Source organism: Methylobacterium terricola, assembly GCF_006151805.1.
Lineage (GTDB): Bacteria > Pseudomonadota > Alphaproteobacteria > Rhizobiales > Beijerinckiaceae > Methylobacterium > Methylobacterium terricola.
The window spans coordinates 1-26,510 of the sequence record NZ_VDDA01000004.1 but is presented as its reverse complement, the minus strand read 5'-3'; the positions used below and the strand labels follow the sequence as shown (position 1 = coordinate 26,510).

The 26,510-nt window shown below is 70.0% G+C and carries 24 protein-coding genes, 1 tRNA gene and 2 rRNA genes; 11 read left to right on the top strand and 16 right to left on the bottom strand.

Annotation, left to right across the window (positions count from 1 at the left end):
* Nucleotides 1-80 precede the first annotated feature (80 nt).
* The 8 genes from FF100_RS10450 to FF100_RS10415 all read right to left on the bottom strand — a co-directional run bounded on the left by FF100_RS10450 (nucleotide 81) and on the right by FF100_RS10415 (nucleotide 8,453).
* Nucleotides 81-1,652, bottom strand: coding sequence for a GMC family oxidoreductase (locus FF100_RS10450; RefSeq protein ID WP_139035683.1), 1,572 nt, complete (start codon nucleotides 1,650-1,652; stop codon nucleotides 81-83).
* Nucleotides 1,649-1,945, bottom strand: coding sequence for a putative quinol monooxygenase (locus tag FF100_RS10445; protein ID WP_139035682.1), 297 nt, complete (start codon nucleotides 1,943-1,945; stop codon nucleotides 1,649-1,651). Before FF100_RS10445 ends, FF100_RS10450 begins: the two co-directional genes overlap by 4 nt.
* Nucleotides 1,946-1,956: 11 nt before the next feature.
* A complete protein-coding gene (locus FF100_RS10440; protein ID WP_139035681.1) occupies nucleotides 1,957-3,471 on the bottom strand; it encodes an amidase in 1,515 nt (504 codons plus the stop codon).
* A gap of 249 nt (nucleotides 3,472-3,720) precedes the next feature.
* Nucleotides 3,721-4,422 carry an ABC transporter ATP-binding protein gene (locus FF100_RS10435; RefSeq protein WP_139035680.1) on the bottom strand — a complete coding sequence of 234 codons (702 nt, stop codon included), beginning with the start codon at nucleotides 4,420-4,422 and terminating at the stop codon, nucleotides 3,721-3,723.
* Nucleotides 4,419-5,147, bottom strand: a complete 729-nt coding sequence (locus tag FF100_RS10430; RefSeq protein ID WP_139035679.1) for an ATP-binding cassette domain-containing protein — start codon at nucleotides 5,145-5,147, stop codon at nucleotides 4,419-4,421. The genes FF100_RS10435 and FF100_RS10430 overlap by 4 nt, the downstream gene beginning before the upstream one ends.
* Before the next feature lies 1 nt (nucleotide 5,148).
* The gene (locus tag FF100_RS10425; protein WP_139035678.1) at nucleotides 5,149-6,195 is read right to left on the bottom strand and encodes an ABC transporter permease subunit; all 1,047 of its coding nucleotides are present in this window, start codon (nucleotides 6,193-6,195) and stop codon (nucleotides 5,149-5,151) included.
* A 1-nt stretch (nucleotide 6,196) separates the two neighbouring features.
* Entirely contained in the window at nucleotides 6,197-7,063 is an 867-nt protein-coding gene (locus tag FF100_RS10420) for a branched-chain amino acid ABC transporter permease (RefSeq protein WP_139035677.1), read from the bottom strand.
* 148 nt (nucleotides 7,064-7,211) lie between these two features.
* A complete protein-coding gene (locus tag FF100_RS10415; RefSeq protein WP_139035676.1) occupies nucleotides 7,212-8,453 on the bottom strand; it encodes an urea ABC transporter substrate-binding protein in 1,242 nt (413 codons plus the stop codon).
* 295 nt (nucleotides 8,454-8,748) lie between these two features.
* On the opposite strand from FF100_RS10415, the gene FF100_RS10410 reads away from it, so the two are divergent.
* The 3 genes from FF100_RS10410 to FF100_RS10400 are packed head-to-tail and all read left to right on the top strand — an operon-like array spanning nucleotide 8,749 to nucleotide 11,312.
* Nucleotides 8,749-9,801: an ABC transporter substrate-binding protein gene (locus FF100_RS10410; protein WP_139035675.1), complete on the top strand. Its 1,053-nt coding sequence runs from the start codon at nucleotides 8,749-8,751 to the stop codon at nucleotides 9,799-9,801.
* A gap of 9 nt (nucleotides 9,802-9,810) precedes the next feature.
* Nucleotides 9,811-10,566, top strand: coding sequence for an ABC transporter permease (locus tag FF100_RS10405; RefSeq protein ID WP_139035674.1), 756 nt, complete (start codon nucleotides 9,811-9,813; stop codon nucleotides 10,564-10,566).
* Complete coding sequence (locus tag FF100_RS10400; RefSeq protein ID WP_139035673.1) at nucleotides 10,554-11,312, top strand: ABC transporter ATP-binding protein; 759 nt, start codon at nucleotides 10,554-10,556, stop codon at nucleotides 11,310-11,312. The genes FF100_RS10405 and FF100_RS10400 overlap by 13 nt, the downstream gene beginning before the upstream one ends.
* A 133-nt stretch (nucleotides 11,313-11,445) precedes the next feature.
* Here FF100_RS10400 and FF100_RS10395 read toward each other — a convergent pair whose 3' ends face one another.
* Nucleotides 11,446-12,804, bottom strand: coding sequence for a pentapeptide repeat-containing protein (locus FF100_RS10395; protein ID WP_139035672.1), 1,359 nt, complete (start codon nucleotides 12,802-12,804; stop codon nucleotides 11,446-11,448).
* 138 nt (nucleotides 12,805-12,942) lie between these two features.
* On the bottom strand, nucleotides 12,943-13,596 hold the full coding sequence (locus FF100_RS10390; RefSeq protein ID WP_139035671.1) for a GntR family transcriptional regulator: 654 nt from the start codon (nucleotides 13,594-13,596) through the stop codon (nucleotides 12,943-12,945).
* A 113-nt stretch (nucleotides 13,597-13,709) separates the two neighbouring features.
* On the opposite strand from FF100_RS10390, the gene tcuA reads away from it, so the two are divergent.
* Together tcuA and FF100_RS10380 are read left to right on the top strand one after the other, a co-directional pair.
* On the top strand, nucleotides 13,710-15,191 hold the full coding sequence (tcuA, locus tag FF100_RS10385; protein WP_139035670.1) for an FAD-dependent tricarballylate dehydrogenase TcuA: 1,482 nt from the start codon (nucleotides 13,710-13,712) through the stop codon (nucleotides 15,189-15,191).
* 74 nt (nucleotides 15,192-15,265) lie between these two features.
* Nucleotides 15,266-16,723 carry an MmgE/PrpD family protein gene (locus tag FF100_RS10380; RefSeq protein ID WP_139035669.1) on the top strand — a complete coding sequence of 486 codons (1,458 nt, stop codon included), beginning with the start codon at nucleotides 15,266-15,268 and terminating at the stop codon, nucleotides 16,721-16,723.
* On the opposite strand, the gene FF100_RS10375 is transcribed toward FF100_RS10380, so the two are convergent.
* The gene (locus FF100_RS10375) at nucleotides 16,680-17,615 is read right to left on the bottom strand and encodes a LysR family transcriptional regulator (RefSeq protein ID WP_139035668.1); all 936 of its coding nucleotides are present in this window, start codon (nucleotides 17,613-17,615) and stop codon (nucleotides 16,680-16,682) included. The genes FF100_RS10380 and FF100_RS10375 overlap by 44 nt on opposite strands.
* A 145-nt stretch (nucleotides 17,616-17,760) precedes the next feature.
* On the opposite strand from FF100_RS10375, the gene FF100_RS10370 reads away from it, so the two are divergent.
* The 6 genes from FF100_RS10370 (at nucleotide 17,761) to FF100_RS10345 (ending at nucleotide 23,756) form a co-directional block, all read left to right on the top strand.
* Nucleotides 17,761-18,717 (top strand): N-carbamoyl-D-amino-acid hydrolase, encoded by a 957-nt coding sequence (locus tag FF100_RS10370; protein WP_139035667.1) that lies wholly within the window; start codon nucleotides 17,761-17,763, stop codon nucleotides 18,715-18,717.
* Between the two features lie 43 nt (nucleotides 18,718-18,760).
* On the top strand, nucleotides 18,761-19,618 hold the full coding sequence (locus FF100_RS10365; RefSeq protein ID WP_171070120.1) for an amino acid ABC transporter permease: 858 nt from the start codon (nucleotides 18,761-18,763) through the stop codon (nucleotides 19,616-19,618).
* Nucleotides 19,615-20,385 carry an amino acid ABC transporter ATP-binding protein gene (locus tag FF100_RS10360; RefSeq protein WP_139035665.1) on the top strand — a complete coding sequence of 257 codons (771 nt, stop codon included), beginning with the start codon at nucleotides 19,615-19,617 and terminating at the stop codon, nucleotides 20,383-20,385. The genes FF100_RS10365 and FF100_RS10360 overlap by 4 nt, the downstream gene beginning before the upstream one ends.
* Nucleotides 20,386-20,409: 24 nt before the next feature.
* The gene (locus tag FF100_RS10355; protein WP_139036155.1) at nucleotides 20,410-21,237 is read left to right on the top strand and encodes an ABC transporter substrate-binding protein; all 828 of its coding nucleotides are present in this window, start codon (nucleotides 20,410-20,412) and stop codon (nucleotides 21,235-21,237) included.
* A 267-nt stretch (nucleotides 21,238-21,504) separates the two neighbouring features.
* Nucleotides 21,505-22,383, top strand: coding sequence for a polysaccharide deacetylase family protein (locus FF100_RS10350; protein ID WP_139035664.1), 879 nt, complete (start codon nucleotides 21,505-21,507; stop codon nucleotides 22,381-22,383).
* Nucleotides 22,380-23,756, top strand: a complete 1,377-nt coding sequence (locus FF100_RS10345; RefSeq protein WP_139035663.1) for an amidohydrolase family protein — start codon at nucleotides 22,380-22,382, stop codon at nucleotides 23,754-23,756. Before FF100_RS10350 ends, FF100_RS10345 begins: the two co-directional genes overlap by 4 nt.
* Before the next feature lie 2 nt (nucleotides 23,757-23,758).
* Here the strand turns inward: FF100_RS10345 and FF100_RS10340 are convergent, their stop codons facing one another.
* The 5 genes from FF100_RS10340 to FF100_RS10320 all read right to left on the bottom strand — a co-directional run.
* Nucleotides 23,759-24,649: a dihydrodipicolinate synthase family protein gene (locus tag FF100_RS10340; protein WP_139035662.1), complete on the bottom strand. Its 891-nt coding sequence runs from the start codon at nucleotides 24,647-24,649 to the stop codon at nucleotides 23,759-23,761.
* A gap of 21 nt (nucleotides 24,650-24,670) precedes the next feature.
* Complete coding sequence (locus FF100_RS10335) at nucleotides 24,671-25,312, bottom strand: LysE family translocator (RefSeq protein ID WP_139035661.1); 642 nt, start codon at nucleotides 25,310-25,312, stop codon at nucleotides 24,671-24,673.
* A gap of 210 nt (nucleotides 25,313-25,522) precedes the next feature.
* Nucleotides 25,523-25,599, bottom strand: a tRNA-Met gene (locus tag FF100_RS10330).
* Nucleotides 25,600-25,641: 42 nt separating this feature from the next.
* A 5S ribosomal RNA gene (gene rrf, locus FF100_RS10325) occupies nucleotides 25,642-25,758 on the bottom strand.
* An 85-nt stretch (nucleotides 25,759-25,843) separates the two neighbouring features.
* Nucleotides 25,844-26,510: ribosomal RNA gene (locus FF100_RS10320) — 23S ribosomal RNA — on the bottom strand; the annotation flags it as partial.

Genomic DNA, 26,510 nt, shown 5'->3' with positions numbered 1-26,510 from the left:
TCAGGCACCACGCCCTTTCCCGGACGAGGACAGCGATCGCGGAAGGAGATCCGGGACAGGGGGAGGATGCCGGTCGATCCTCACCCCGCCAGCGCCCGCGCCGCCCGCTCGGCCACCAGGATCACCGTCGCGTTGAGGTTGGCGGAGATCATCCGGGGAAACACCGAGGCGTCGGCGACGAACAGGCCGTCGAGGCCGTGGACCGCGAAGCCGTGCGGATCGACGACCGCCCCGGGATCGGTGCCCATCCGGCAGGTGCTCGACGGGTGGTAGAGGGAGGCGAGATGGCCGCGCACGTGCTGGGCGATCGCCGCATCGTCCTGGCATTCCGCCGACGGGCTGAGCTCGCGGGCGATCACGTCGGCGAGCGGCCCGGCCGCCGCGATGGCCCGGTTGATCCGCACGCCCTCGACCAGGGTGGCGAGGTCGCGGCCGCCCTCGTCCGAGAGGTAGCGCGGGTCGATCGCCGGCGCCATGATCGGGTCGGCGGAGCGCAGGCGGATCGTCCCGCGGCTCTCCGGCCGTTGCAACACCGCGAACAGGGTGAAGCCCGATCCCGGATAGAGGAAGCGCCCGTAATCGCGGTGGGCCGCGGCGATGCCGTAGAGCTGGAGGTCGGGCGCGAGTCCGGGTCTCGTGGCGACGTGCCCGCCGGCCGACGCCCAGTTCGAGGTGCGCGGGCCGGTGCGGTGGGCCTGCCACTGGCCGAAGCTCTCGGCCGCGTCGAGGGCGCCGAGGCCGATCGGGCGCTTGGCCGCGAAGGCGAGGGTGATGGCCGGGTGGTCCTGCAAATCCTGGCCGACCCCCGGAAGATCGTGCACCGGCGCGACGCCCGCGGCCGCAAGGGCGTCTGCGGGGCCGATGCCGGAGAGCATCAGGAGATGCGGCGATGCGATGGCGCCGGCCGCGAGCACGACCTGGCCCGCCAAGGCCCGCTCGGGCCGGCCGTTGCGCAGGTACTCGACGCCGACCGCGCGGCCGCCCTCGACCACGATGCGGGTGACGAGCACCCCGGTCTCGATCGTCAGGTTCGGCCGCTCCCGCGCCGGATCGAGATAGGCCCGCTTGGTGCCGAAGCGCTCGCCGCCCTGCGTCGTCAGCTGGAAGAAGCCGACGCCGTCCTGATGGCCGCCGTTGAAATCCGGGTTCGCCGGGTGGCCGGCCGCCAAGGCGGCCTCGTGCCAGAGGGTCTCGCCCTCGTCGCGAAACGGGCAATCCTCGACCGGAAGCGGGCCGCCGGTACCGTGGAGCGGGTGGTTGCCGAAGCGGCGATTGTCCTCGGTGCCCAGGAAATCCGGCAGCACGTCGCGCCAGCCCCAGCCGGGGCAGCCCATCGCCTCCCAGCCGTCGTAGTCGGAGGGCAGGCCGCGCAGGTAGATCATCGCGTTGAGCGAGCCCGAGCCGCCGAGCATCCGGCCGCGGGGCCAGAAGATCCGCCGGTGGCGGCAGCCCGCCTGCGGCTCGGTGTGGAAGCCCCAATCGACCGCGGTATCGAACAGGCTCGTCCAGTCGGACGGGATGACGGCGCCGAGCGGCGGTTCGCCACCCGCTTCGAGCAGCAGCACCCGGCGGGCCGGATCGGCGCTGAGCCGGCCCGCCAGGACGCAGCCGGCGCTGCCGGCGCCGACGATCAGCGTGTCGTAGGTTCTCACTTGCAGGAGATCTCGTCGGCGGTCACCAGGATCACCTCGCCGTCGAGGATCGGTTGCGCGATGCGGAAGAACCGCGCCACCGCCTCCGAACCGTTGTGCCGGTCCATCGCCGCCGCATCGGTGAACCGCTCGTAGGTGGTGAAGCGGGTCGGATCGCCCGCCTCCTGCGAGACGAAGAACCCGACCGTGTCGGGCTCGCTCGCAGCCACATGAGCCGCCACGTCGAGGAGGGCTTTGCGCAAGGTCTCCTCCGCGCCCGGCCTGGCGCGGAGGATGGCGCTGATCGTCTTCAACGCCGGGCCCTTCAGAACGTCTTCCAGTCGCCGGCCGCCTCGAAGGCGGCGGCGGCCTGGTAGATCGCGCTCTCGTTCCAGTCCTTCGCCGTCAGCATCAGGCCGACCGGCAGGCCGTCGACGAGGCCGCAGGGGATCGACATCGACGGGTTGCCGGTCACGTCCATCGGCGAGGTCGAGGCGACCATCTCGAAGGCGCGGACGATGACCTCTTCGAGCGGAGCCCCCTTCTCCGGCAGCTTGGTGGCGGTGCAGGGCAGGGTCGGGCAGAGCAGCAGGTCGTAGCTCTGGAATGTCTTGGCGAACTCTTCCCTCAGCTTGCGGGCGATGTTCTGCGCCTTGGCGTAGTAGCGGCCGCGATAATGGGTCAGCCCCCACTGGCCGACGAGCATCGAGATCTTCAGCGTCTCGGACAGGTCGTCGGCCTTGTCGCGCCAGGCCGAGTGGGCGTCGAACAGGCCGACATCGTAGGCGCCCTTCCAGTTGAAGCCCATGCCGTTTCCGAGCATCATCTGCTGGGTCAGCCCTTCGAGACCGATCGGCGTCCAGACCGAGGCCGCGATCCGGTAGGCCGGCAGCGACACCTCCTCGACGGTGGCGCCGAGAGCCTCGAACCGCGCAGCCGCAGCCCGGACCTTGTCGGCCACCGCCTCCTGCATGCCGGGGGCGGAGAAGCCCTCCATCAGGAGGCCGATCTTCAATCCCTTCGCGCCCTTCCCCAGCGCCTCGGTGTAGGGGGCGACCTGCGGCGCATATTGGCGCGGATCGAGCCCGTCGGCACCGGCCAGGACTTCGAGCAGCAGGGCATTGTCGGCGACGCTCGCGGTCATCGGGCCGGTATGGTCGATCGTGGTCTCGATCGGCATCACGCCGGTATAGGGCACGAGACCGTGGGTCGGCTTCATGCCAACGATCCCGCAATACGAGGCCGGGATGCGGATCGACCCGCCCTGGTCGCCGCCGATCGCCAGATCGACCTCGCCTGAGGCGACGAGCGCGCCGCTGCCCGAGGACGAGCCGCCGGCCGAGTAGCCCATCCGGTGCGGGTTGTGGACCGGCCCCGGATCCGAGGTGTGGCTGCCGCCGGACAGGCAGAAATGCTCGCACACCGCCTTGCCGAGGATCGTCGCGCCGGCATCCAGCATGCGGGTCACGATCGTGGCGTCCGAGGCCGGCACGAAGCCTTCCAGTGTCGAGGCGCCGTTCATCATCGGCACGCCGGCGAGCGCCACGTTGTCCTTGAGCGCCACGGTCTTGCCGGCGAGCTTGCCGTCAGGAGCGCCCTTCACCTCGCTCTTCCAGTACCAGGCGCCCAGCGGATTCTCCTCCGGCGCCGGGCGGTGGCCCGGAATGCGGGGATACTTCACCACCGGGATGTAGTCCGGCAGCGCGTCGACGACGTCGTAGGCGTCGAACATGCCGTCCATCAGCGCGCGATAGGAGGCGGCCTCCTCCGGCGACATCGACATGTACAGGCTAGCGGCGAGCTCGCGGACCTGGGCGGCACTCGGGCGGGTGATGGCCATGGGGCGTCTCCTGTCGTTTCGGCGTGAAGAGGTTTCGTTCGTTCAAGCTCCCCTTTCCCGGACGACTGGAGCGTCAGCGGCTAGAGATCCGGGATCCGGGGGAACAGTGCCGCGAAGCGGCTCATGATCTGCAACGTCGCAGAGATATGGACGCTTCGCGACGTCTCGTGCTGGTTCCCGGATCTCCTTCCGCTTCGCTGCGATCGTCCGGGACAGGGCTGGGTGTGACAGAGGGCGCGTGTTGACCGGCTACGCCGCCGCCATCCCGATCCGCCCCGCCAGCAGGTCCTCGCGCGAGACCTCGCCGGTGATGCGGCCCTTCTGGATGCCGAGCACCCGGTCGGACAGCGAGGTGATGAAGTCGAGATTCTGCTCGACGATGATCATCGACAAATCCCAGCGCTTCTTCAACGCCAGCAGCGTCTCGATGATCTCCTCGATGATCGAGGGCTGGATGCCCTCGGTCGGCTCGTCGAGGAGGACGAGCTTCGGCCGGGTGCAGAGGCAGCGGGCGAGCGCCAGCAATTGCTGCTCGCCGCCCGAGAGGGCGCCGCCGCGCCGGTCGAGCAGGCGCACGAGGCGGGGGAAGTCGGCGAGCACGTCGTCGATGATGCGGGGATCTTCCTTCGGCGCGCTGGCGAGCCCCATGCGCAGGTTCTCGCGCACGCTGAGGGTGGAGAAGATCTCGCGGCCCTGCGGCACCAGGCCGAGGCCGAGGCGGGCACGCTGGTGGATGGGGAGCCGCGTCACGTCGGTGCCGGAGAAGCGCACCGCGCCGGCATCGGCGGGCAGGTGGCCCATCAGGGTCCGCATCAGCGTGGTCTTGCCCATGCCGTTATGGCCGAGGATGCCGAGATATTCCCCGGGCGCCAGGGTGAAGTCGACGCCCATCAGGATCGGCACGCGGCCGTAGCTCGCCCGCAGGCCTTCCACGTCGAGAAGTGCATTCATGCCGCCACCTTCTTGCCGAGATAGACGTCGCGCACCCGCCGGTCGGCCAGCACGGCGTCGATCCCGTCCTCCATCATGATCCGGCCCTGGTGGAACACCGTGACTTTGCGGGCGATCATCTTGATGAACGCCATGTCGTGCTCGACCACGACGATCGCCCGGGTCTTGTTGATCTCGCGGATGATCTCGGCGGTGCGGTGGGTCTCCTCGTCGGTCATGCCGGCGGCGGGCTCGTCGAGGAGGATCAACTCGGGGTCGCCGGCCAGCACCGTGCCGATCTCGACCCATTGCCGCTGGCCGTGCGAGAGCTGCCCGACGGTGGCCCCGGCGAGATGCGTCAGCCGGATCTTCTCCAGGATCTCGTCCACCAGCGGCTTGGTGAATTTCGGCGTCGTCTTGCGGCGGGCCGAGAGCCAGATGTTCTCGCGCACCGACACCCCGTTGAACACGTTCGGCACCTGCGTCTTGATGCCGATGCCGAGCCGGGCGATCTGGTGGCTCTGCAGGCCCGTCACCGGCTGGCCGCGGAACGCGATGGTGCCGGAGGTGGGGGTGAGCTGCCCGGTGAGCATCTTGAAGAAGGTGCTCTTGCCGGCGCCGTTCGGGCCGATCAGGCAGCGCAGCTCCATCTCGCCGAGGGTGAAGCTGACGTCGTCGTTGGCGACGACGCCGCCGAAGCGCATCGTCAGGTTCTCGGTCTTCAGGAGGGGGACGAGGGGGTCCATCTCATTCGGCTCCGACGATCTGGGTCCGGGCGGCGGATTCGGTCACCGGCCGGCGCCGGGCCTTGCGGCCGAGCCCGGCGAGCCCGTTCCGGAGCGTCGGCACGATCCCCTTCGGCAGCAGCAGCACGAAGCCGACCAGGATGACGCCGAGCACCAAGTTGGAATTGAAGGCCTGCTGCGAGCCGATCTTGGCGTTGAGGTACTGGATCAGGACACAGCCCACGACCGGCCCGATCAGGGTGCCTAAGCCCCCGACGGTGATCCAGATGATGATCTCGGCCGAGAGCGACAGCGAGAAGATCGTCGGGCCGACGAAGGCGCCCCAATTGACGTAAAGGGCGCCGGCCAGCCCCGCGACGGCGCCGCCGACCATGAACACGCCGAGCTTGATCAGGCGCGGATCGTAGCCGAGCAAGGCCGCCCGGGTCTCGTTCTCGCGCACCGCCACGGCGATGCGGCCGAAGGGGCTCGCGAGCAGCAGCCGCATCAGCAGGTAGACGGCGATCAGCGCGAAGCCGGTGACCCACCACCCGGCTTCCGGGCTCAGCACCGCGTCCGGCGTGTAGGGGAGGTTGAAGGTCGGCACCGAGGGGATGCCGTTGAAGCCGCCGAGCCGCGCCTGGCCGATCGTGTAGGCGTCGCCCGCCGTCGAGTTGACGACGTTAAACAGGATCAGCGTGACGGTCAGGGTGATGACCCCGAGATAGACCTCGCTGATCCGGCCGTAGAACACGAAGTAGCCGAGGGCCGCCGCGAACAGGGCCGGGAACAGGATCGCCAGCAGGATCGCGTTGGTGGAATCGCCGAAATTGATCGCCGCGATGGCGTAGGTGTAGCCGCCGAGACCGAAGAACGCGGTCTGGCCGAAGGACAGGATGCCGCCGAAGCCCCAGATGAAGCCGAGGCTGAGCGCCAGCACGGCCATGGCGGCGAACAGCGTCAGCTGCATCAGGGTGAAGAGTTCGAGGTAGGTCGGCAGCACCGCGACCAGGGCGACGGCGGCCAGGATCGCGAGGGCCTGGAGCCCGAGCGTGAGGGAGGCGGGCATGTCAGAGCGTCCCCTTGAAGAAGCGGCCGGAGATGCCCTGCGGCAGCAGGCGGATCAGCAGGATCGCGGTGAGGAACAGGATCACCTCGCCGTAGACCGGGGTGGTGAGGAAGGCGCCGAGCTGGTTGACGAAGCCGAACAGGCCGGCGGCCGAGAGCGTGCCCGAGATGATCGCCGCGCCGCCGCCCACCACTGTGATGAAGCACTTGGCGACGAAGGCCGTGCCCATGACCGGCGTGATGCCGGAGACCGGCGCCAGGAGCCCGCCGGCAAGCCCCGTGACCGCCGCGCCGATGCCGAAGGTCGCCATGTAGATCTTCGCCGGGTTGACCCCGAGGGTCGCGGCCATGCCCGGATTCAGCATCACCGCCCGGGCGACGAGGCCGAAGCGGGTGAACCGGAGCACGCCGTAGACCAGCGCCATCACCAGCAACGCCATGGCGAGGAGGAAGATCGTGTACCAGCTCGACCGGTAGGCCCCGACCTGGAAGCCGCCGAGCGGCGTCGGCACGCCGTTGATGGTGTTGCCGAAGATGGTCGTCACGAGGCCGATCAGGCACAGGCTCAGTCCCCAGGTCGCCAGCATCGAATCGACGAGGCGCCCATACAGGAACCGGATCAGGCAGCGCTCGATGACGAGCCCGACGAGGCCGACGAAGAGCGGCGCCACGACCAGCATGGCGATCCAGATGTTGAGCCCGGCATTGGCCGAGATCACCGTCGCGTAGGCCCCCAGCATCACGAACTCGCCATGCGCCAGGTTGATGATCTTCATCATCCCGAAGATGATCGCGAGGCCGAGGCAGAGCAGGAACAGGGAGGCGGCCCCGTTCACGACGTCGAGCGCGATGATGAGCGACAGGTCCATGGCGTCATCCGGGCGGGGGAGGGGGTTTTGCTCGCGAGAATCGGAGAGAGCCACGATCCTGCCGCCCGCCATCGTCACCCCTGGGCCGCGAAGCGGAGCCCGGAATGACGATGGAGGGGATGATCGCATCAGTTCACCGATCCGGTCCTCAGATCGAGATCTCGTACTGCTTGTTCTCGCGCGGGTTCTTGATCAGGTTGCACACCGCCGCGGTGTCCTGGGGCTTGGCGTCCGGATAGGTCTCGCGCACGTCCCACTTCCGGTCCTTGACCACCGCCAGGTAGGCGTTGCGGGTGACGTGGTGGGTGGCGTGGTCGACCGTGACCTTGCCGGTCGGCCCGTCGAAGGAGAGGCCGGTCTCCAAAGCCTCGGTCACCGCCATGCGGTCGATGGACTTCGCCTTCTTCACTCCCTCGACCCAGAGGTAGAAGCCCTCGTAGGTCGCGGCCGCCAATTCGCTGATATAGGGGATGCCGGGCGATTGCTTCTTCAGCTTGGCGACGTAGGCGGTGCTCGCCGGGGTCGTCAGCTCCTCGAAATAGCCGTAGGCGCCGAGGATGCCGTCGCTCTCGGCGGCGTTGAGGGTGCTGGGCTCGTTGACGAGGCCGAAGGTGGTCGAGGCGATCGGGATCTGGTCCTTCATCCCGGCCGAGGTCCATTGCCGGTAGAACGCCGTGTGGTTGCCGCCGACCAGCGCCGAGAGCAGCAGGTCGGGCTTCATCGACTGGATCTTCGAGATCGTCGGCCCGAAATTCGTCACGTCGAGCGGGAAGAAATCGACCGCGACCGTCTCCCCGCCGTTGTCCTTGACGTATTTCTGCATCCACTTGGCGGTGATCTGGCCGTAATTGTAATCGGCGGCGATCACGTAGACCTTCTTGGCGGGCTTCGGCCCCTTCGTCATCGCGTAGGGCACAAGCTTCTCGACCGTCTGGGCCGGGGTGGTGCCGGTGCAGAAGGTGTTGCGGTCGCAGACCCCGCCCTCGTACAGCACGTTGTAGAAGTACAGCACCTTGAAGCGGTTGAAGGTCGGGCGGATCGCCTCGCGCGAGGCCGAGGTGATGCCGCCATGGACCACCGCCACCTTGTCGCGCACGGCGAGCTGCTGGGCGTATTGCGAGTACATCTGGATGTTCGACTGGGTGTCGTAATGCACCAGTTGCAGCGGCCGGCCGAGGAGGCCGCCGGCGGCGTTCACCTCCTCGATGCCGAGCTTCAGGCTCTCGACCATCGGCGTGCCGGAGGCGGCGATCGGCCCGGACTGGTCGTGCAGCGAGCCGACCAGGATCGGCGTCTCGGCCCGGGCCGAGCGCAGCAGGGCCGGCATCGCCAGGGTCGAGAGCGGGACGGCGGCGGCCGTGCGGAGAAGGTCGCGACGAGAGAAGGCCATCCGGGTCCGGGCTCCTTGCAGCACGATGGGCGATGCCGACGACCTGAGGTTAGGAGAGGCGGGACCGCCGGTGCTTGCCTGTGCTGACCAAAAAATTGGACTGGCCGTGCCAGGGCGGGACGCCGGCAGTCGCGCGGAGCCGGCCGGACATTCTTCTCTTCCTTGCGCCACAGAGAGAAGATTCTGCTCCCACACAGCTTACCCAGAGATCGATCGTCTTATATCCGCGTCGTTCTTGCACGGCCGCAGGAGGATGCCCTAAGCGGACGCCATTCCTCCCCACAGGCGGCCGGCCATGACCATCACGCGACGCAGCATCCTCGGGGCAGCCCCGGCCCTGGCGGCCAGCACCGTGCTGGGCAGTGGCCGCTCCCTGGCGCAAGGGTCGTCGGCTCAGGGGCGTGCCGCGCCGCTGCGGGTCGGCGTGATCCCGATCCTCGCCGCCGCGCCGATCTACGTCGCCGAGAAGGAGGGCTGGCTGAAGCAGGCCGGGCTGTCCCTCGGCATCACCACCTTCGAGTCCGGCCCGAACATGATCCAGGCCCTCGCCTCGGGCACCCTCGACGTCTACGTCGCCGGGGTGGCGCCGCTCGGCGTCGCCCGCTCGAAGGGCATCGACGTGAAGGTGGTCGCCGCCACCTCGGTCGAGGAGAACGTCTTCGTCGCCGGCCCCAAGCTCGCCCGCTTCGCCGAGAAGGGCGTCGTCCCGGCCGAGGTGTTCAAGCGCTACCGCGAGGCGAACGGCACCCCGGCGCGGGTCGCGACCCAGCCCCTCGGCTCGGTGCCCAACACCACCCTGCAATACTGGCTGTGGGAGGTGGCGAAGGTCGATCCGAAGGACGTGACGATCGTCTCGATGGGAATCGACGCGACCCAGCAGGCGGTGCTCGCCGGCGCGGTCGAGGGCGGCACCCTGCGCGAGCCCGCGGTCTCGATCGTCACCGGCCGCAACCCGGCGATCCGCCTGATGGCGCTCGGCGGCGAGATGTTCCCCAACCAGCCCGGCACCGTCGTCGCGGTGACCCGCGCCCTGCTCGACAAGGAACCCGACGCCGTCCAGGCGATCGTGACCGGCATCGTGCGGGCGGTCGACCTGATCGGCCGCGAGCCCGACCGCGTCGCGCCGATCATCGAGGGCGCGCTCGGCAAGGGCCTCGTCGACACCGCAACGATCCGCCGGGCGCTGGCCTCGCCGGCGACGCGCTTCACCGCCGATCCCCGCCCGATCGTCGAGCCGACCGCGGCGATGCAGAAATTCCAGGTCAAGATCGGGGCGCTCGAGCGCGAGGTGCCCCTCGACGGGCTGTTCGAGCCGCGCTTCTACGCGCGCGCGGTCGCGGCCCAGTAAAGCACGGCCATGCGATTCCGCCCCGCGGCGGCGTTGCTCCCGCTGGTGGGGCTCGCCGCCTTCTTCGCCCTGTGGGAGGCCGTGCCGCGGCTCGGCCTCGTCAACCCCGCCTTCCTGCCGCCGCCCTCGGTGATCCCGGATGCGTTCCTGCGCGAGCTGCGCTCGGGCCAGTGGCTCGCGGCGGTGACCGGCAGCCTCGGGCATTACCTCGCGGGTCTGGCGCTCGGCGTCGGCCTCGGCATCGCCGTCGGCACGCTCACCGGCCTATCGCGCACGGCCGAGGGGCTGACCGCCTGGGTGGTGCGGGTGCTGCGCCCGGTGCCGGGCCTCGCCTGGGTGCCGTTCGCGATCATCTGGTTCGGGGTCAGCCCGGAGGCGGCGCTGTTCATCGTCGCGATCGGGGTGTTCTGGATCGTCTATTTCGCTGCCCACGGGGCGATCCGCGGCGTCGACCGCGACCTGATCGAGCTCGCAGCCGCCTTCGGCTTCCGCTCCGCGCCGGAGCGCCTGGTCACGGTGGTGTGGCCGGCCGCGATGCCGGGCATCCTGGTCGGCGTGCGCACCGCCATCGGGCAGGCCTGGATGGCGGTGGTGGCCGCCGAGATCTTCGGGGTCGCCGGTCTCGGCCAGCGGATGATGCAGGCCTCGACGCTGCTCGCGACCGACATCGTGGTCGTCTACATGCTCACCATGGCGCTGCTCTACGGCGTCTTCGATGCCGGCTTCACCGCCCTCCAACGCTGGATCCTCAGATGGCGGGCCTGATCGCGATCCAGGGCCTCGCCCTCACCTTCACCCGCGACGGCAGCCGCACCACGGTGCTCTCGGGCCTCGACCTCGACATCGAGCCCGGCGAGTTCCTGGCCATCGTCGGCGCCTCGGGCGTCGGCAAGTCGACGCTGCTCCGCGTCATCGCCGACCTGGTGGCACCGAGTGCCGGGACCGTCTCGGTCAGCGAGCCCGAGGCCGGCCGCCGGGCGGTTGCCCTGGTGTTTCAGGATTCGCGCCTGCTGCCCTGGCGCCGCGTCCTCGACAACGTCGCCTTCGGGCTGGAGAAGCTGCGCCTCCCCCGGGCCGAGCGGCGCCGGCGGGCGCTCGCCGCCCTGGGGCGGGTGGGTCTCGCGGAGCTGGCCGGGCGCTGGCCGTTCCAGCTCTCCGGCGGCCAGAGGCAGCGGGTGTCCCTCGCCCGGGCGCTCGCGGTCGAGCCGCACGTTCTGCTGATGGACGAGCCGTTCTCCGCCCTCGATGCGCTGACCCGCGAGACCCTCCAGGACGAGCTCGCCCGTCTCTGCCGCGCCTCCGGTCAGACGGTCCTGTTCGTCACCCACGACATCGAGGAGGCGGTCTACCTCGCCGACCGGATCGTCGTGCTGGCCGGCAGCCCGGGCCGGATCGTTGCGGCGCACCGGATCGCGGCGGGCCAGCCGCGCGACCGGGCGGCGCCGGCGCTGAAGGCGATGACGCAGGTGATCCGGGAGGAGCTGGCGGGAGCGGGGCAGGCAGCACGGTAGAATAGCCGACGCTGGAGAATGTCTCGCCTTCTGCCGAGACACCTCCGCCCTTTCCCGGACGACTGAAGCGTCAGCGAAAGGAGATCCGGGAAAGGGGAGGGTGGCAGGGCGTTCGATGTAACACCTTGGATCGCTACCGCCGCAGCCGGTTACCCAGCACGAACCCGAACAGCCCCATCAGCACGATCCCGGTCCCGCCCTGCACCCCGACGAGCAGGTTGGTGATCCGGCCGACCGGCTTGATGCCGATCTCGGGCGGGTTCGCCGTCATCATGTTGAGGGCGCTGTAGCTCATCAGATCGAGGAGGTTGTAGGTCGCCGCCGTGCCGCCCTCCGGGATCAGCCCGCCGGTGAGGCCGTAGAGCCCGCCGAACACCACGATCAGGATCGCGAAGGCGCGAAACAGCCGGGACAGGCTCTCGCCGTAATCGCACAGCCACTCGACGAAGCGGTCGGCGGTCCAGCGATAGCCGTGTCGGAGAATTCCCTTGCGGTCGCGGGCGCGCCAGGCGGTCCGGAACAGGGCGCCGGCGTGGAGCCGGCCCATGCGCCGGCGGCGGCGATAGGCCCAGCCGGCCTCGTCGCGGCTGCCGATGCTCTCGAAATTCTGCTCCAGCGCCAGGTAGCTCGCCTTCGCGGCCTCGTACTCGCCGGCGACCTCCTCGCCCACCGCCTCGCCGATCTGCGCGGCGCGAAAGCGCGTGCCGTTGAGCCAGGCGCCGGCGAAACGGGCGTGGCGCAAGGAGCAGGAGGAGAGGTCGAGCCGCACCAGCGTCGCGGCGGAAAGGTCGGCGCCGGAGAGATCCGCCCCGTCGAGCTTGGCGCCGGTCAGCACGGCGCTGCGCAGGCGCGAGCCGGTGAGCCGCGCCTTGGTCAGGCTCGCGCCCTCGAAATCGGCGTGGGTCAGGTTGGTGTCCGACAGGTTCACCTCGTCGAGGCGCGCGCCGCGGAACTTGGTGTAGTCGGCGTCGGCCCCGGTGAAGTCGGCGCCCCACAGGTCGGCGCCGGAGAAATCGGCGCCGTCGAGCAGGCTGCGGGGCAGGCGGGCGAAGCGCAAGGAGGCGTCGCGAAAGCTCGCATCCTCCAGCATCGCTTCCGAGAAGTCGGCCTGGCCGCCGGCGACGCCGGCGAAGCGGGCGCCGCTGAGGTCGGCCTTGCCGAAATCCGCCTCCTCGATCAGCGCCCCGGTGAAGTCGGCGGAGCGGGCGAGCGCTCCGGAGAGCCGGGCCCGCTTCAGGGTGGCGCCGGTCAGGTCGGCTTGCTCCAGGTCGCTGCCCGAGATCTCGGCCCCGGCGAGGTCGAGGCCCCGGCGCTCCGCGTCCCACCAGCCCGCGTCGCCGGCGAGGGGCGCGAGGTGATCGCGGCTCAGGTTCGCCCCGCGCAGGTCGAGAGGCCGGCCGTCGCGCCGCAAGGGCACGCTGTCCTGCGCGGCGATCTCGGCGAGGAGCGCGGCGATGCGCGGGTCGAGCGCGGGCTGCGGCCAGGTGTTCACGGCTCAGATCCGCCGATCGCGCGTGACGAAGCCGTCCATGCCCTGGCGCACGCGAAGTTCCTTCACCCTGTCGAAGCCGATGCCGCCGGTACCAGCCACGAACCCGCCGGGAATGCAACGGCGGGGCCAGAGGAAGCCTCACATCTCCTGGTGCAGGCGGATCCGCGCCTTGAACGCCGCCCGGATATGGGTCCGCGCCGCCGCCTCGGCGCCGTCGCCGTCATGGGCGCGGATTTTCGCGACGATCGCCGCGTGCTCGTCGATCGAGGCCCCGGCCCGGTCCGCTTGCGCCAGGGTGGTGCCCGACAGGAGCACCAGGGAGAGCCGCATCGTCTCCAGCGTGCCCTGGAGGAAGCGGTTATGGGCGCAGGCGTGGATCTGGCGGTGGAACAACCGGTTGGTGCGCGCCAGCGCCGCCGCATCGCCGACGAGGCCGCGGTCGCGCTCGACCATCTCCTCCAGGATCTCGACCTCGATCGCGCTGGCATGGACCGCCGCGAGGCGGGCCGCGGTGCCCTCCAGCACCTCGCGCAGGTCGTAGAGCTCGGTGACCTGGGCGTAGTCGAGCCGCGCCACGCTGGCGCCGCGATGCGGCTCGTGCCGCACCAGCCCCTGCGCCTCGAGCCGCGCCAGGGCCTCGCGCACCGGCGTGCGGCTGATCGCGAAACGCTCCGCCAGCTCCGCCTCGCGCAGGCGGCTGCCGGGCGGCAGCTCGCCCTCCTCGATGGCGCCGAGCAGCCGGTCATAGGCGCCCTGGCCGCCCCGCTGCTCCCCCGAACCCCGCCCCGTCATCCCGCAGCCATCCTCCCGCCCGCCCGGGATGTGCGCGCGGGCACGGCGCCCGACAAGCCGGCAATCTTGCATGCAATCGCATACAATGACATATCGGAGGCCGGAGGAACGCCATGCAGACCGAGTGGGACATCGTCGTCGTCGGCTCCGGCAATGCCGCGATGAGCGCGGCCATCGCCGGGCGCGAGCAGGGAAGCCGGGTCCTGGTGATCGAGAAGGCCGGGCCGGACCTCGCCGGCGGCAACACCGCCTACACGGCCGGCGCGATGCGCTTCGTCTATGACGGCGCCGACGACCTTGTGCCGCTGCTCGAAGACCCGACCGATCCGCGGTTAGCCAACACCGATTTCGGCGCCTACCCGGCGGAGCGCTTCGCCGCCGACCTCCTCGGCTTCAACGACGGCCGGCCGCTGAGCCGCGAGCAGCAGGCCTTGATCGCCGAGAGCTACGACGCGGTGCGCTGGCTCGCCTCGCGCGGGGTGAAGTTCGAGCCGATCTATTCCCGCCAGTCGTTCGAGAAGGACGGGCGCCACGTCTTCTGGGGCGGCCTGACGCTCGCCACACGCGGCGAGGGCCACGGCCTCGCCGAGGCCGAGCGCGCGGCCTTCGAAGGCTTGGGCGGCGAGATCCGCTACGCATGCGCCGCCGAGGACCTGATCGTCGAGGGCGGCCGGGTTTGCGGCGTGCGCACCGCTGCGGGCGAGATCCGGGCGCGGGCGGTGGTGCTCGGCTGCGGCGGCTTCGAGGCCAATGCGGCGATGCGCGCGGACTTCATCGGGCCGGGCTGGGAGCAGGCCAAGGTGCGCGGCACGCCGCACAACCAGGGCGATGGGCTCGCCATGGCGTTCCGGCTCGGGGCACGGCGCCACGGCTTCTACGGCGGCTGCCATGCCACGCCGATGGACCTGTTCACCCCGCCCTACGGCAATCTCGACCTGCCGCATCTCGAGCGCAAGCACTATCGCAAGATCTGCTACTTCCTCGGCGTGATGCTCAACGCCGACGGCGAGCGCTTCGTCGACGAGGGCCGCGATTTCCGCAACTACACCTACGCCCAGTTCGGCCGCGCCATCATGGAGCAGCCCGGCCACGTCGCCTGGCAGATCTTCGACGCAGCGGTCGATCCGCTGCTCTACAGCGAGTACCGGTTCCACGACGCGCACTTCGTCGAGGCCGACACGCTGGACGCGCTGATCAACCGGCTCGACGGCCTCACCGACAAGGCGCAGGCGCGGGCGACGATCGCCGCGTTCAACGACGCGGTGGACGAGAGCGTGCCCTTCGACCCGACGGTGAAGGACGGGCGCGGCACCCAGGGCCTCGCGCTGCCGAAATCGAACTGGGCGCGGCGGATCGAGACCGGCCCGTTCAAGGCCTATCCGGTCACCGGCGGCATCACCTTCACGTATGGCGGCGTCGAGGTCGACGCGGACGGGGCGGTGCTGCACGAGACTGGCGCCCCGATTCCCGGCCTCTATGCCTGCGGCGAGATGGTCGGCGGGGTGTTCTTCAACGGCTATCCGGGCGGCTCGGGCCTGACCTCCGGCGTGGTGTTCGGGCGGCGCGCCGGGGCCGGAGCGGCGCGCGGGGCTTGAGGCGGGGCGGGGGTCTTGAGGCGGGGCGGACCTGCGCCGTCCCGGCCGCGTTGAACCAGAGAGGAGGGAACGCCATGACGGTCGATCGACGCAGCCTGATCGGGGCCGCCGGCCTTGCCATCGCGGCGAAGGGGGCGGGCGCCGCCGAGCCGGCCGCTCCGGCCCAGCCCCGGCCCGCTGCCTCGGCGCCCCCCCGCGACGTCACCCGGATTCTCGCGCGCTACGTGGTCGGGGCCCGGTTCGAGGACCTGCCCGAGGCGGTGCGGCGCGAGGGCACCCGCACCTTCCTCAACTGGGTCGGCGTCGCCATCGGCGGCTCGCACCATGAAACCCTCGACGTCGCGGTGTCGGCGCTGAAGCCGTTCTCGGGCCCGCCCCAGGCCGGGCTGTTCGGGCGCGCCGAGCGCTTCGACATCATGAACGCCGCCTTCCTCAACGGCGTGTCGAGCCACATCTTCGACTACGACGACACCCACCTGAAGACCGTGATCCACCCGGCCGGCCCGGTCGCCTCGGCGATCCTGGCGCTCGCCGAGATGCGGCCGGTCTCAGGGCCGGACTTCCTCAATGCCCTGGTCCTCGGCGTCGAGACCGAGTGCCGGATCGGCAACGCGGTCTATCCCAACCACTACGATGTCGGCTGGCACATCACCGGTACGGCCGGGGTGTTCGGCGCGGCCGCCGCCGCCGGCAAGCTGATGGGCCTGTCCGAGCAGCAGATGGTGTGGGCCTTGGGGCTCGCCGCCTCGCAGCCGGTGGGCCTGCGCGAGTCGTTCGGCTCGATGAACAAGAGCTTCAACCCCGGCCGCGCCGCCGCCAACGGGCTGTTCGCGGCGATCCTCGCCGAGAAGAACTTCACCAGCTCGGACGGGATGATCGAGGCGAAGCGCGGCTGGGCCAACACCGTCTCGACCAAGCAGGAGTATCGCGAGATCACCGAGGGGCTGGGGAGCCGCTTCGAGGCGGCGCTCAACACCTACAAGCCCTTCGCCTGCGGCATCGTCATGCATCCGGCGATCGACGCCGCGGTCCAGCTGCGCAACGAGAACCGCCTGACCCCCGACCAGATTCGCCGCGTCGCGCTGAAGGTCCACCCGCTGGTGCTGGAACTCACCGGCAAGACCGCGCCGCGCACCGGGCTGGAGGGCAAGTTCAGCATCTACCACGCCGTCGCGGTCGCCCTGGTCGAAGGGGCGGGCGGCGAGAAGCAGTTCAGCGACCGGGCGGTGCGCGATCCCGTCGTCACCGATCTGCGCGGCAAGGTCGTGCCGGTGGTCACGCCGGGGGTGCGGCCGGAGCAGGTCGACCTGACGATCACGCTGACCGACGGGCGTACCCTGACGCGCCATATCGAGCACGCGATCGGCAGCGTCGAGAATCCGATGTCGGATGCCGATCTCGCGCGCAAGTTCGTCGATCTCGCCGAGGGCATCCTGCCGGAGGCGCAGATCCGCCGGGTGATGGCTCTCGCCTGGGAGATCGGCCGGCTCAAGGATGCGGGGGAGGTGGCCCGGGCGGGGGTACAGGCATAGCGCCCACCCCTCCGTCGCCCGCCGCCGCCCGCACCTCGTCGAGGAACGCCCGCGCCAGCCGCGACAGCGGCTCGGCCTCCGACCACAGCATGAACGCCTCGACCGTCGTCGTCGGCACGAAGCGACGCACCACCACCGGGTGCGCCCCGCCCTGCGCCGGCGAGAACGGATCGACCACCGCGACGCCGACGCCCGCGCCCGCGAGCACGCAGGCCGTGTTGCAGTAGCGCACCTCCACGGTGGCACGGAACGGCACGCCGGCCTGCGCGAAGGCGTCGCGCAGCGCCTCGCCGAGGCGGGTGCCGCGCTCCAGCCCGATGAAGGGATGGCGCGCGAGGTCGGCCGGCGTGACCGTCCCGCACCCGCTCAACGGATGGTCCGGCGCCATGACGCACACCATCTCGCCCCGGTGCACGACCTCGTGGGCGAGGCCGACATGGTTCGACAGGCCGAGGGCGAAGCCGAGCTCGGCGACCCGGCCGGTCACGCCTTCGATCACCCCCTCGTAGCGGCGTACGTCGAAGAACAGCCGGGTCTGCGGCCGCGCGCGGACGAAGGCGGCGAGCGCCCGTGGGAGGAGGCCGTAGGCGAGCGGCGGCGTCGCCATCAGGGCGAGGTGGCCGTGGCGGTTCTCGCGCAGGTCGCGGACGCGGCCTTCGAGCTTGGCGTGGAGCGCGAAGATCGCATCGCTCTCCTTGTAGAGCGTCATCGCCTCGGAGGTCGGAAACAGCCGGTTGTTGATGCGGTCGAAGAGCGGGAAGCCGACCTGCGCCTCCATCGCCTTGAGGGCGTTGCTCACCGCCGGCTGCGACACCGCCAGTTCCTCGGCCGCCGCCAGGGTGGTGCGGTGCCGCACCACCGCCCGCAGAATCTCCAGCTGGCGCAGGTTCATCATCACTTCACGTTATAATCGAGCGAAATTTATCATAGGCCTCTGGATTGTGGAGGCGTATCAGATGTGCATGATCGGGGTATAAGCGGAGCCAGACCCCACACAATGCTTGCAAATGTAGCATTGTGCCTGTTTCGAGGTCATTATGTCTCGTGTCGTCACCGTTGCGGCCGCACAGATGGGGCCGACCCAGCGCGCTGATTCCCGTGCTCACACCCTCGACCGGCTGATCCGCTTGCTCGAGGAGGCGGCGGGCCGCGGCGCGACCCTGGTGGTGTTTCCCGAGCTCGCCTTCACGACGTTCTTCCCGCGCTGGCTGCTCGACGGCGACGACCTCGACCAGTATTTCGAGCGCGCGATGCCCAATCCGGCGGTGCAGCCGCTGTTCGACCGGGCGCGGGAGCTCGGCGTCGGGTTCACGATCGGTTATGCCGAGCTGACGCCGACGGGCGAGCGCTTCAACAGCGCCATCCTGGTCCAGCCGGACGGGTCGGTCCTCGGGCGCTACCGCAAGGTCCACCTGCCGGGCTCGGTCGAGCCGCGGCACGGAGCGCGCTTCCAGCAGCTCGAGAAGCGCTACTTTTCCTACGGCGATACCGGCTTTCCGGCCTTCCGGGCCGGCGCGGCCTGGTCCGGCGCGATTCTCGGCATGATGATCTGCAACGACCGGCGCTGGCCGGAATCCTGGCGGGTGCTGGGCTTGCAGGGTGTCGAACTGGTCTGCGTCGGCTACAACTCGGCGGCCTATGATCCGAACGGCGGCACGACCGAGGATGCCGGCTTGCGCACCTTCCACTCGACGCTGGTCGCCCAGGCCAACGCCTACATGAACGCCACCTGGGCGGTGGCGGTGGCCAAGGCCGGCAACGAGGACGGGTCCGGCCTGATCGGCGGCTCCTGCATCGTCGATCCCGACGGCCGGATCGTGGCCCGGACCGAGACCCTGGGCGACGAGGTGGTCTTGGCCGAATGCGACCTCGACCGCTGCCGCCAGGGCAAGGACAAGATGTTCAATTTCGGCCAGCACCGGCAGCCGGCCCAGTACGGGCCGATCACCGCGCGCGCCGGCGTGATCGAGCCGCCCGCGCACGCAGCGGCATGATCCTGGCACGGTACGGATGCCGGGGACCGACGACGAGGGATCGATGACCAGCGGACGCGCCCTCGCGGAGGGCTTTCCCGATCTCACCGGCCTGCCGGTCGCCCGGCGGACGCATTGGGGCCGCTGGATCGCCGCAGCCCTGATCCTCGTCGTCCTGGCGCTGATCGGGCGCGCCTTCGCGCAAGGCCAGATCGAGTGGACGTACGTCGGCCGCTTCCTCACCGTGCCGGTGATCCTGCGCGGCATCGTCAACACCCTGGTGATGGCCGTGCTGGCGATGAGCCTCGGCATCGCGCTCGGCCTCGTCGTCGCGGTGATGCGGCTGTCGCCCAACCCGGTGCTGAAGGGGGTGGCCGCCGGCTACACCTGGCTGTTTCGCGGCACGCCGCTGATCCTTCAGCTGCTGCTGTGGTTCAACCTGGCGCTGGTCTTTCCCGTGATCGGCATCCCGGGCCTGTGGTCGGTGAAGTCGGTCGAGGTGATGACGCCGTTCCTCGCCGCGCTGCTGGGCCTCGGCATCAACCAGGGCGCCTATACCTCGGAGGTGATGCGCGCCGGCCTGCTCTCGGTCGATGCCGGGCAGGCGGAGGCCGCGCAGGCGATCGGCATGGGCCGGCTCAAGGCGCTCTATCGCATCATCCTGCCCCAGGCGATGCGGGTGGTGCTGCCGCCGCTCGGCAACGAGTTCATCGGCCTCGTCAAGGCGACGTCGCTTGCCAGCGTGATCCAGTACCCGGAGGTGCTGCACGCCGCCGAGAACATCTACTATGCCAATTCCCGGGTCATCGAACTCTTGATCGTCGCCGGCCTCTGGTACCTGCTGGTCGTGTCGGCCCTGACGCCGCTGCAGATGTTGCTGGAGCGGCGCTTCGCCCGCGGCACCGCGAGGCTCGGCCGATGAGCGCGTCTCCACTCGTCGCCGTCCGCCGCGTCTCGAAGAGCTTCGGCACCTTCAAGGCCCTCGCCGACGTCTCCCTCGACGTGCGATCCGGCGAGGTGATGTGCCTGATCGGCGCCTCGGGCTCCGGCAAGACCACGCTGCTGCGCTGCGTCAACCAGCTCACCCGGATCGATTCCGGCGGCATCTGGCTCGACGGCGAGTTGCTGGGCATGCGCGAGGCCGGGGGCCGGCTCCACGCCTTGAGCGAGCGCGAGGTCGCGCGTCAGCGCCTCAAGACCGGCATGGTGTTCCAGCGCTTCAACCTGTTCCCGCACAAGACGGCGCTGGAGAACGTCACCGAGGGCCCGGTCCAGGTCCAGGGCCGCCGTCCGGCGGAGGTGCGGGACGAGGCGGTGGCGCTGCTGGCGCGCGTCGGCCTCGCCGCCAAGGCGAGCAGCTACCCCTCGCAGCTCTCGGGCGGCCAGCAGCAGCGCGTCGCCATCGCCCGGGCGCTCGCCATGAAGCCGCAGCTGATGCTGTTCGACGAGCCGACCTCGGCCCTCGACCCGGAGCTCGTCGGCGAGGTGCTGGCGGTGATGCGCGAGCTCGCCCGCTCCGGCATGACCATGATGGTCGTCACCCATGAGCTGGGCTTCGCCCGTGAGGTCGCCGACACGGTCGTCTACATGGACCAGGGTGCGATCGTCGAGGTGGGCACGCCCGCCGAAGTCCTGGGCGTGCCCCGCGAGGCCCGCACCCGCAGCTTCCTCTCGGCGGTGATCGGCTGAGACTTTTTTTTGTCACAGGAGGTTTTGGTGAAGCGCCTGATCGCGATCGGTCTCATCGCTCTGTCCACCGCGGCGGCGGCGCAGGACGCGGCCAAGCCCGCCCTGCCGCCGGAGGTGGTCAAGAGCGGCACGCTCAAGGTCGCGATCGTGCCGAACTATCCCCCGATGGAGTTCAAGAATCCCGAGACCGGCCAGCTCACCGGCTTCGACGTCGATTTCGGCGACGCCCTGGCGAAGAAGCTCGGGATCAAGATCGCCTGGCAGGAGACCAGCTTCGACCAGATGATGCCGGCGCTCGCCACCGGCCGGGTCGACGCGATCCTCTCGGGCATGACCGACCTCGCGAGCCGTCACGAGACCGCGACCTTCGTCGATTACCTGCGCAGCGGCCCGCAATTCTTCGTCCGCAAGGCCCGCGAGGCCGAGTTCACGGGGATGGCGTCGCTCTGCGGCAAGAAGGCCGGGGCGAGCCGGCGCACCTCGTTCCCGCGCGAGATAACGGCCTGGAGCGAGCAGCACTGCAAGGACAACCCGGTGGTGTTCGTCGGCACCGAGGGCTCGGCCGATGCCCGCACCCAGCTCAAGCAGGGCCGCATCGACGCCGCCGTCCAGGGCAACGAGACGCTGCCCTACGTGATGGGGCTCGAGCCCGACACCTATAAGCCCCTCGGCGCGCCGATTGCCCTGCAATACACCGGGATCGCGATCCCCGTGAAGGAGACCGGCCTGCAGCAGGCCGTGGCCGGCGCCCTCGACGCGCTGATCGCCGACGGAACCTACAAGGCGCTGCTGGACAAGTGGAAGCTCACCGAGAACGGCGTCGACAAGGCGCTCATCAACGGCGGGAAGTAACCACGCGCATCAATCGCTATCTTCATCAAGCATGGAGCGCGGGATCCCCTCTCCCGTGTGGGAGAGGGGTAGGGGTGAGGGTGCTACGATCCTGAGTCAGGCTTGAACTGTCCCGCTGCCAGCAAGACGCTCAGCCCTTCACATTGAAGCGTGCCACCCTCACCCCCGGCCCCTCTCCCACACGGGAGAGAGGAGAGCGCGAGCCTGTCGATGTCGGTGCTCCGGAGATCCGCAGCCCAAACCGGCCAACCCCGAAAGACCCCACCCATGAACCGCGCCGCCCTCGACAGCATTCCGCTCACCCCCGCCAACCTCGCCCCGCCGGCCCCGGACTACCCCTGGCCCGCTCCCTACCGCTCGGCGATGTTCCTCTCCTTCGACGTCGATGCCGAGAGCGCCTGGACCAGCAAGGATGCCGGCCACGCCGAGCGCCTCGTCACCATGAGCTACGGCGCCTACGAGGCCCGGGTCGGCACGCCGAAGCTCCTCGAACTCCTCGACCAGCTCGGCCTCAAGGGCACGTTCTTCATCACCGGCTGGGCGGTCGACGCCTATCCGGCGATGGCGGAGGCGATCCTGAAGGCCGGCCACGAGATCGGTCATCACGGCTACCACCACCTGATGCCGGATCCCGGCGCGCCCTTCATCGAGGAGGAGGTCGAGCGCGGCTTCGAGACCCTGAAGCGGCGCCTCGGCGTGGTGCCGACCGGCTACCGCGCCCCCTACGGCGAGTTCACCGAGGGCCTTCGGCGGATCCTGGTCGAGCACGGCATCGTCTATACCTCGTCGTTCCGCGACGACGTGCGGCCCTACCGCCACGTGCTGGCCGATGGCACGCCCGGCCCGATCGAGCTGCCGGTGACGGCGAGCTACGACGACTGGATGCACGGCCTTTCGACCCGGTTCAGCCCGCGCTCGATCTTCCCCAAGGAGCACGTCCTGTCCTTGTGGAAGGACGAGCTCGACGAGGTCCGCGACTGGGGCGCCATGGTGACGACGGTGCTGCATCCCCAGTGCAGCGGCCGGCCGATGCGCCTGCGCCTGCTGCGCGAGTTCCTGACCTACGCGCAAGGCTGCCCCGATCTCTGGATCACGACCGGCGCCGCGATCACCGAGAATTTCCTCGCGCACGAGAGAGCGGCGTGACCACGACCGCGCTCTTCGGGTCCTGGATCCTCACCCGCCGCGACGGTTCTTCCCGCGTCGAGCGCGACCGCTGGGTGCTGATCGAGGGCACCCGCATCGCCGCGATCACGCCCGACCGGCCAGCGGCCGACGTCATCTACGACCGGCCGGGCCGCCTCGTGCTGCCCGGCCTGATGAACCTGCACAACCACTGCTTCAGCGAGGCGATCGCCCGTTCGCACACCGAGGACGGGCGGGGCCGGAAGGGGGGCAGGAGCATCGTCTACACGGTGCTGCTGCCGCTCTCGAAGACGGCGCTGACGCTCCTCACGGCGCAGGAGCGGCTGGCGGTCGCCCGGCTCGGCATCCTGCAGCTCCTGAAGGGCGGCGCCACCACCGTCATGGAGCCGTTCCGCAACGGGCTGCCGGAGATGTTCGAGGCGGCCGAGGCGATGGGCCTGCGCTTCTACGGCGCGCCCTACCTGTTCTCGACCGCCGACGCGAAGGCCGGCCCGGACGGACGCGTGTCGTATGCGGGCGACGACGGCGCGGCCGATCTCGCCGCCTGGAACGCGCTCCATGCCCGCTGGGAGGGCAGGGCGGAGGGGCGCATCCGCCTCGCGATGAGCCCGCACGCCACCGATACCTGCGGCCCGGACCTGCTGCGCGCCTGCGCCGCCCGGGCGCGGGAGCTGGGCGTGCCGATCACCACTCACCTCGCCCAGAGCGACGACGAGATCGCGACCATCCGGGCCCGCTACGGCGGGCGCAGCCCGGCCGAGTACCTCGATTGGCTCGGCCTGCTGGCCCCGGACCTGCTCGCCGCCCATTGCATCGCCAGCAGCGACGGCGACCTGCGCCTGATGGCGGCGCGGGGCGCCACGGTGCTCAACTGCCCGCGGGTCTTCGCCCGGGCCGGCCGCAGCGCCGCCTTCGGTCGCTTCGCCGACCACGGCATCCGCACGCTGGTCGGCACCGACGGCTACAACATGGACCTGCTGGGCGAACTCAACGCCGCCTCGCTGATCTCGAAGATCGCCGCCGGCCGAGCCGAGGTGGCGGATTCGACCGCCCTCATCGATGCGGTGACCGGGCAGGCCGCCGCGGCGATCGAGCGGCCCGACCTCGGCGTGCTGGTCCCCGGCGCGACCGCCGACCTGACGGTGGTGGACATGACCCACCCGCACCTGCAACCGCTGCACGATCCCCTGCGCGGCCTGATCGCGCTCGCCAACCGCGCCAATGTCGCACAGGTGATCGTCGACGGCCGGGCCCTCATCGACGAGGGCCGTTATCTCGCGGGCGACGAGGCGGCGATCACCCGGGAGGGCGCCGCCGCGATCGAGCGGATCTGGGACCTGCCGGAGGCCCGTGCCGCCTTCGAGGAGGCCTGACCTTAACCGAGACCGAGCGCCCGGATCACCTCCGCCACGCGGGCCCGCACGTCCGCGCCGAGCGGCAGGATCGGCCGCGGCGGCACGGCCTCGGTCAGGTCGAGGAGGTTGGCGCAGGCATAGATGACCCTCAGGCTCGAATGCTCGCGGAACAAGGCCCAGAGCGGCTCGAGCCGGGCATCGAGCCGCCGCGCCTCCGCCGTATCGCCGGCCTGCACGGCGCGCAGGATCGCGAGGGCGGGCTGCGGAAACAGCCCGGCGACGACGCTGTACCAAGCCTCCACGCCGGCGATCAGCCCCTCGGTGGCGAGCCAGTCGCCGCTCGTGCCGAGGGAGAAGCCCGGCGGCACGGCGGCCCGCAGCTCGGCGAGGTGCCCGGCCACCGCCTGGGGCGGCTGACCGGGGCTCTTCACCGCCACGATCCCGGGCACCCGGCTCAGGCGGCCGACCAGCGCCGGACCGAACCGGAAATGCGTGGTCGAGGGATTGTCGTAGAGGCAGAGCGGCAGGCCGCTTTCCCGCGCCACGGCGGCGCAATGCGCGAACACCTCGTCGTCGGTGAGCGGGGTGTAGGACATCGCCGCGAGCAGGCCGGCGGCAGCGCCTGCCGATCGTGCGTCCTGCGCCAGCCGCACCGCCTCGTCGGTCCGCAGCGCGCCGATTCCGACGAGGATCGGCACCCGGCCCCCCGCTTCGTCGAGCGCGGCGTCGAGCGCCCGGCGGCGCTCCTCCCTGGTGAGATAGGGGTAGGATCCGGTGCTGCCGAGAAGGCCCACCGAATCGACGCCGGCCTCGCGCAGGCGGGCGACGAGCCGGCGCAGGGCCGGACGGTCGACGCGGCCCTCCGCGTCCATCGGCGTGATCGGAAAGGCCGAGAGGCCGGAGAAGCGCATGGGATCGGTCCTTCTGTCGGGTCAGGCGGCCGGCCGCCGCGCGAGGGCGAGGCCGAAACCGAGCACCATCATCGCGGCCGCCGAGGCCTCGCGCAGGCGGCGGATCAATCCGGGGCGGCTGGCGGCGCTGCGGCGCAGGCGGCTCGCCGCGACGACGATGGCGAGGTCGGCGAGGGTGTTGAGGACCACCGAGACCGCGCCCAGCATCACGAATGACAGCGCGACGGAGCCGGCGCTGGGGTCGACGAATGGCGGCACGAAGGCCAGGAAGAACGCGGCCGTCTTGGGGTTCAAGGCCTCGACCAGCACGCCCTCGCGGAAGGCCCGCCCCGGACCGGCCGGCTTCGCGGCGGCCAGGACCATGTCCGATCCGTCGTGAGCGGCGCGCAGGGTGCGATAGCCGATCCACACCAGGTAGGCGGCCCCGACGAGCTTGAGCACCGTGAACATGTCCGCGCTGGTCACCACGAGGGCGGAGACGCCGAGGCCGCCGGCCAGGACGTGGACCAGGCCGCCGAGACCGGTGCCGAGGCTCGACGCGACGCCCTCGGCGCGGCCGCCGGCGAGGGTGCGCGCCGCGACGTAGAACAGGCCAGGCCCCGGCGTGATGGCGAGCAGGGACGCCGCCGCGAGAAAGAGCGCGAGGGAGGTGAGATCGGGCATGGGAGCGTCTCGGACGGGAAGGCGCCGGCCGCTCATCGCACCGGCGCCGGCTGTATCGGCAAGCGCGGCCAATAGCGTCGGACCGGCCCAGTTCCTACGACCAGTTTCCGGCGATCACGCTGGTCCAGTTGCAGGGACCGATGCGAGGGAGTGTCTGTGCTCCGAACGCGAGAAGCCCGCCGGCTTTCGCCGACGGGCTTCTCATGTGTTTGGTTGCGGGGACAGGATTTGAACCTGTGACCTTCAGGTTATGAGCCTGACGAGCTACCGGGCTGCTCCACCCCGCGCCAAGGCGTGATCGTGACGAGGGAACGTGACGTGCTTGGCAGGTCTGGCGGTGACCGACTCTCCCGTGTCTTGAGACACAGTACCATAGGCGCTGGGGCGGTTAACGGCCGAGTTCGAGATGGGATCGGGTTTGCGATCACCCCGCTCAGACCACCAGACCGGCCAAGCACGTTCGTCCGGCAAGCATGTGTGTGTGTCTTCATCGTGCTGTGGTGTTGGTCGATCCGGACACGGATCATGAGAGCGATCAAGCCGATCGAGCGATTAGTACTGGTCAGCTCAGCGCGTTACCGCGCTTGCACATCCAGCCTATCCACGTGGTCGTCTTCCACGGCTCTCAAGGGAGTTCTCGTTTCAAGGGGGGTTTCCCGCTTAGATGCCTTCAGCGGTTATCCCGACCGGACATAGCTACCCTGCACTGCGGCTGGCGCCACAACAGGTCCACCAGAGGTCCGTCCATCCCGGTCCTCTCGTACTAGGGACAGATCCTCTCAGAACTCCTACACCCACGGCAGATAGGGACCGAACTGTCTCACGACGTTCTGAACCCAGCTCACGTACCACTTTAATCGGCGAACAGCCGAACCCTTGGGACCTGCTCCAGCCCCAGGATGTGATGAGCCGACATCGAGGTGCCAAACGACCCCGTCGATATGGACTCTTGGGGGTCATCAGCCTGTTATCCCCGGCGTACCTTTTATCCGTTGAGCGATGGCCCACCCACGCGGGACCACCGGATCACTATGACCGACTTTCGTCTCTGCTCGAGATGTACCTCTCGCAGTCAGGCAGGCTTATGCCATTGCACTCGACGACCGATTTCCGACCGGTCTGAGCCTACCGTTGCACGCCTCCGTTACGCTTTGGGAGGCGACCGCCCCAGTCAAACTGCCTGCCATGCGCGGTCCCG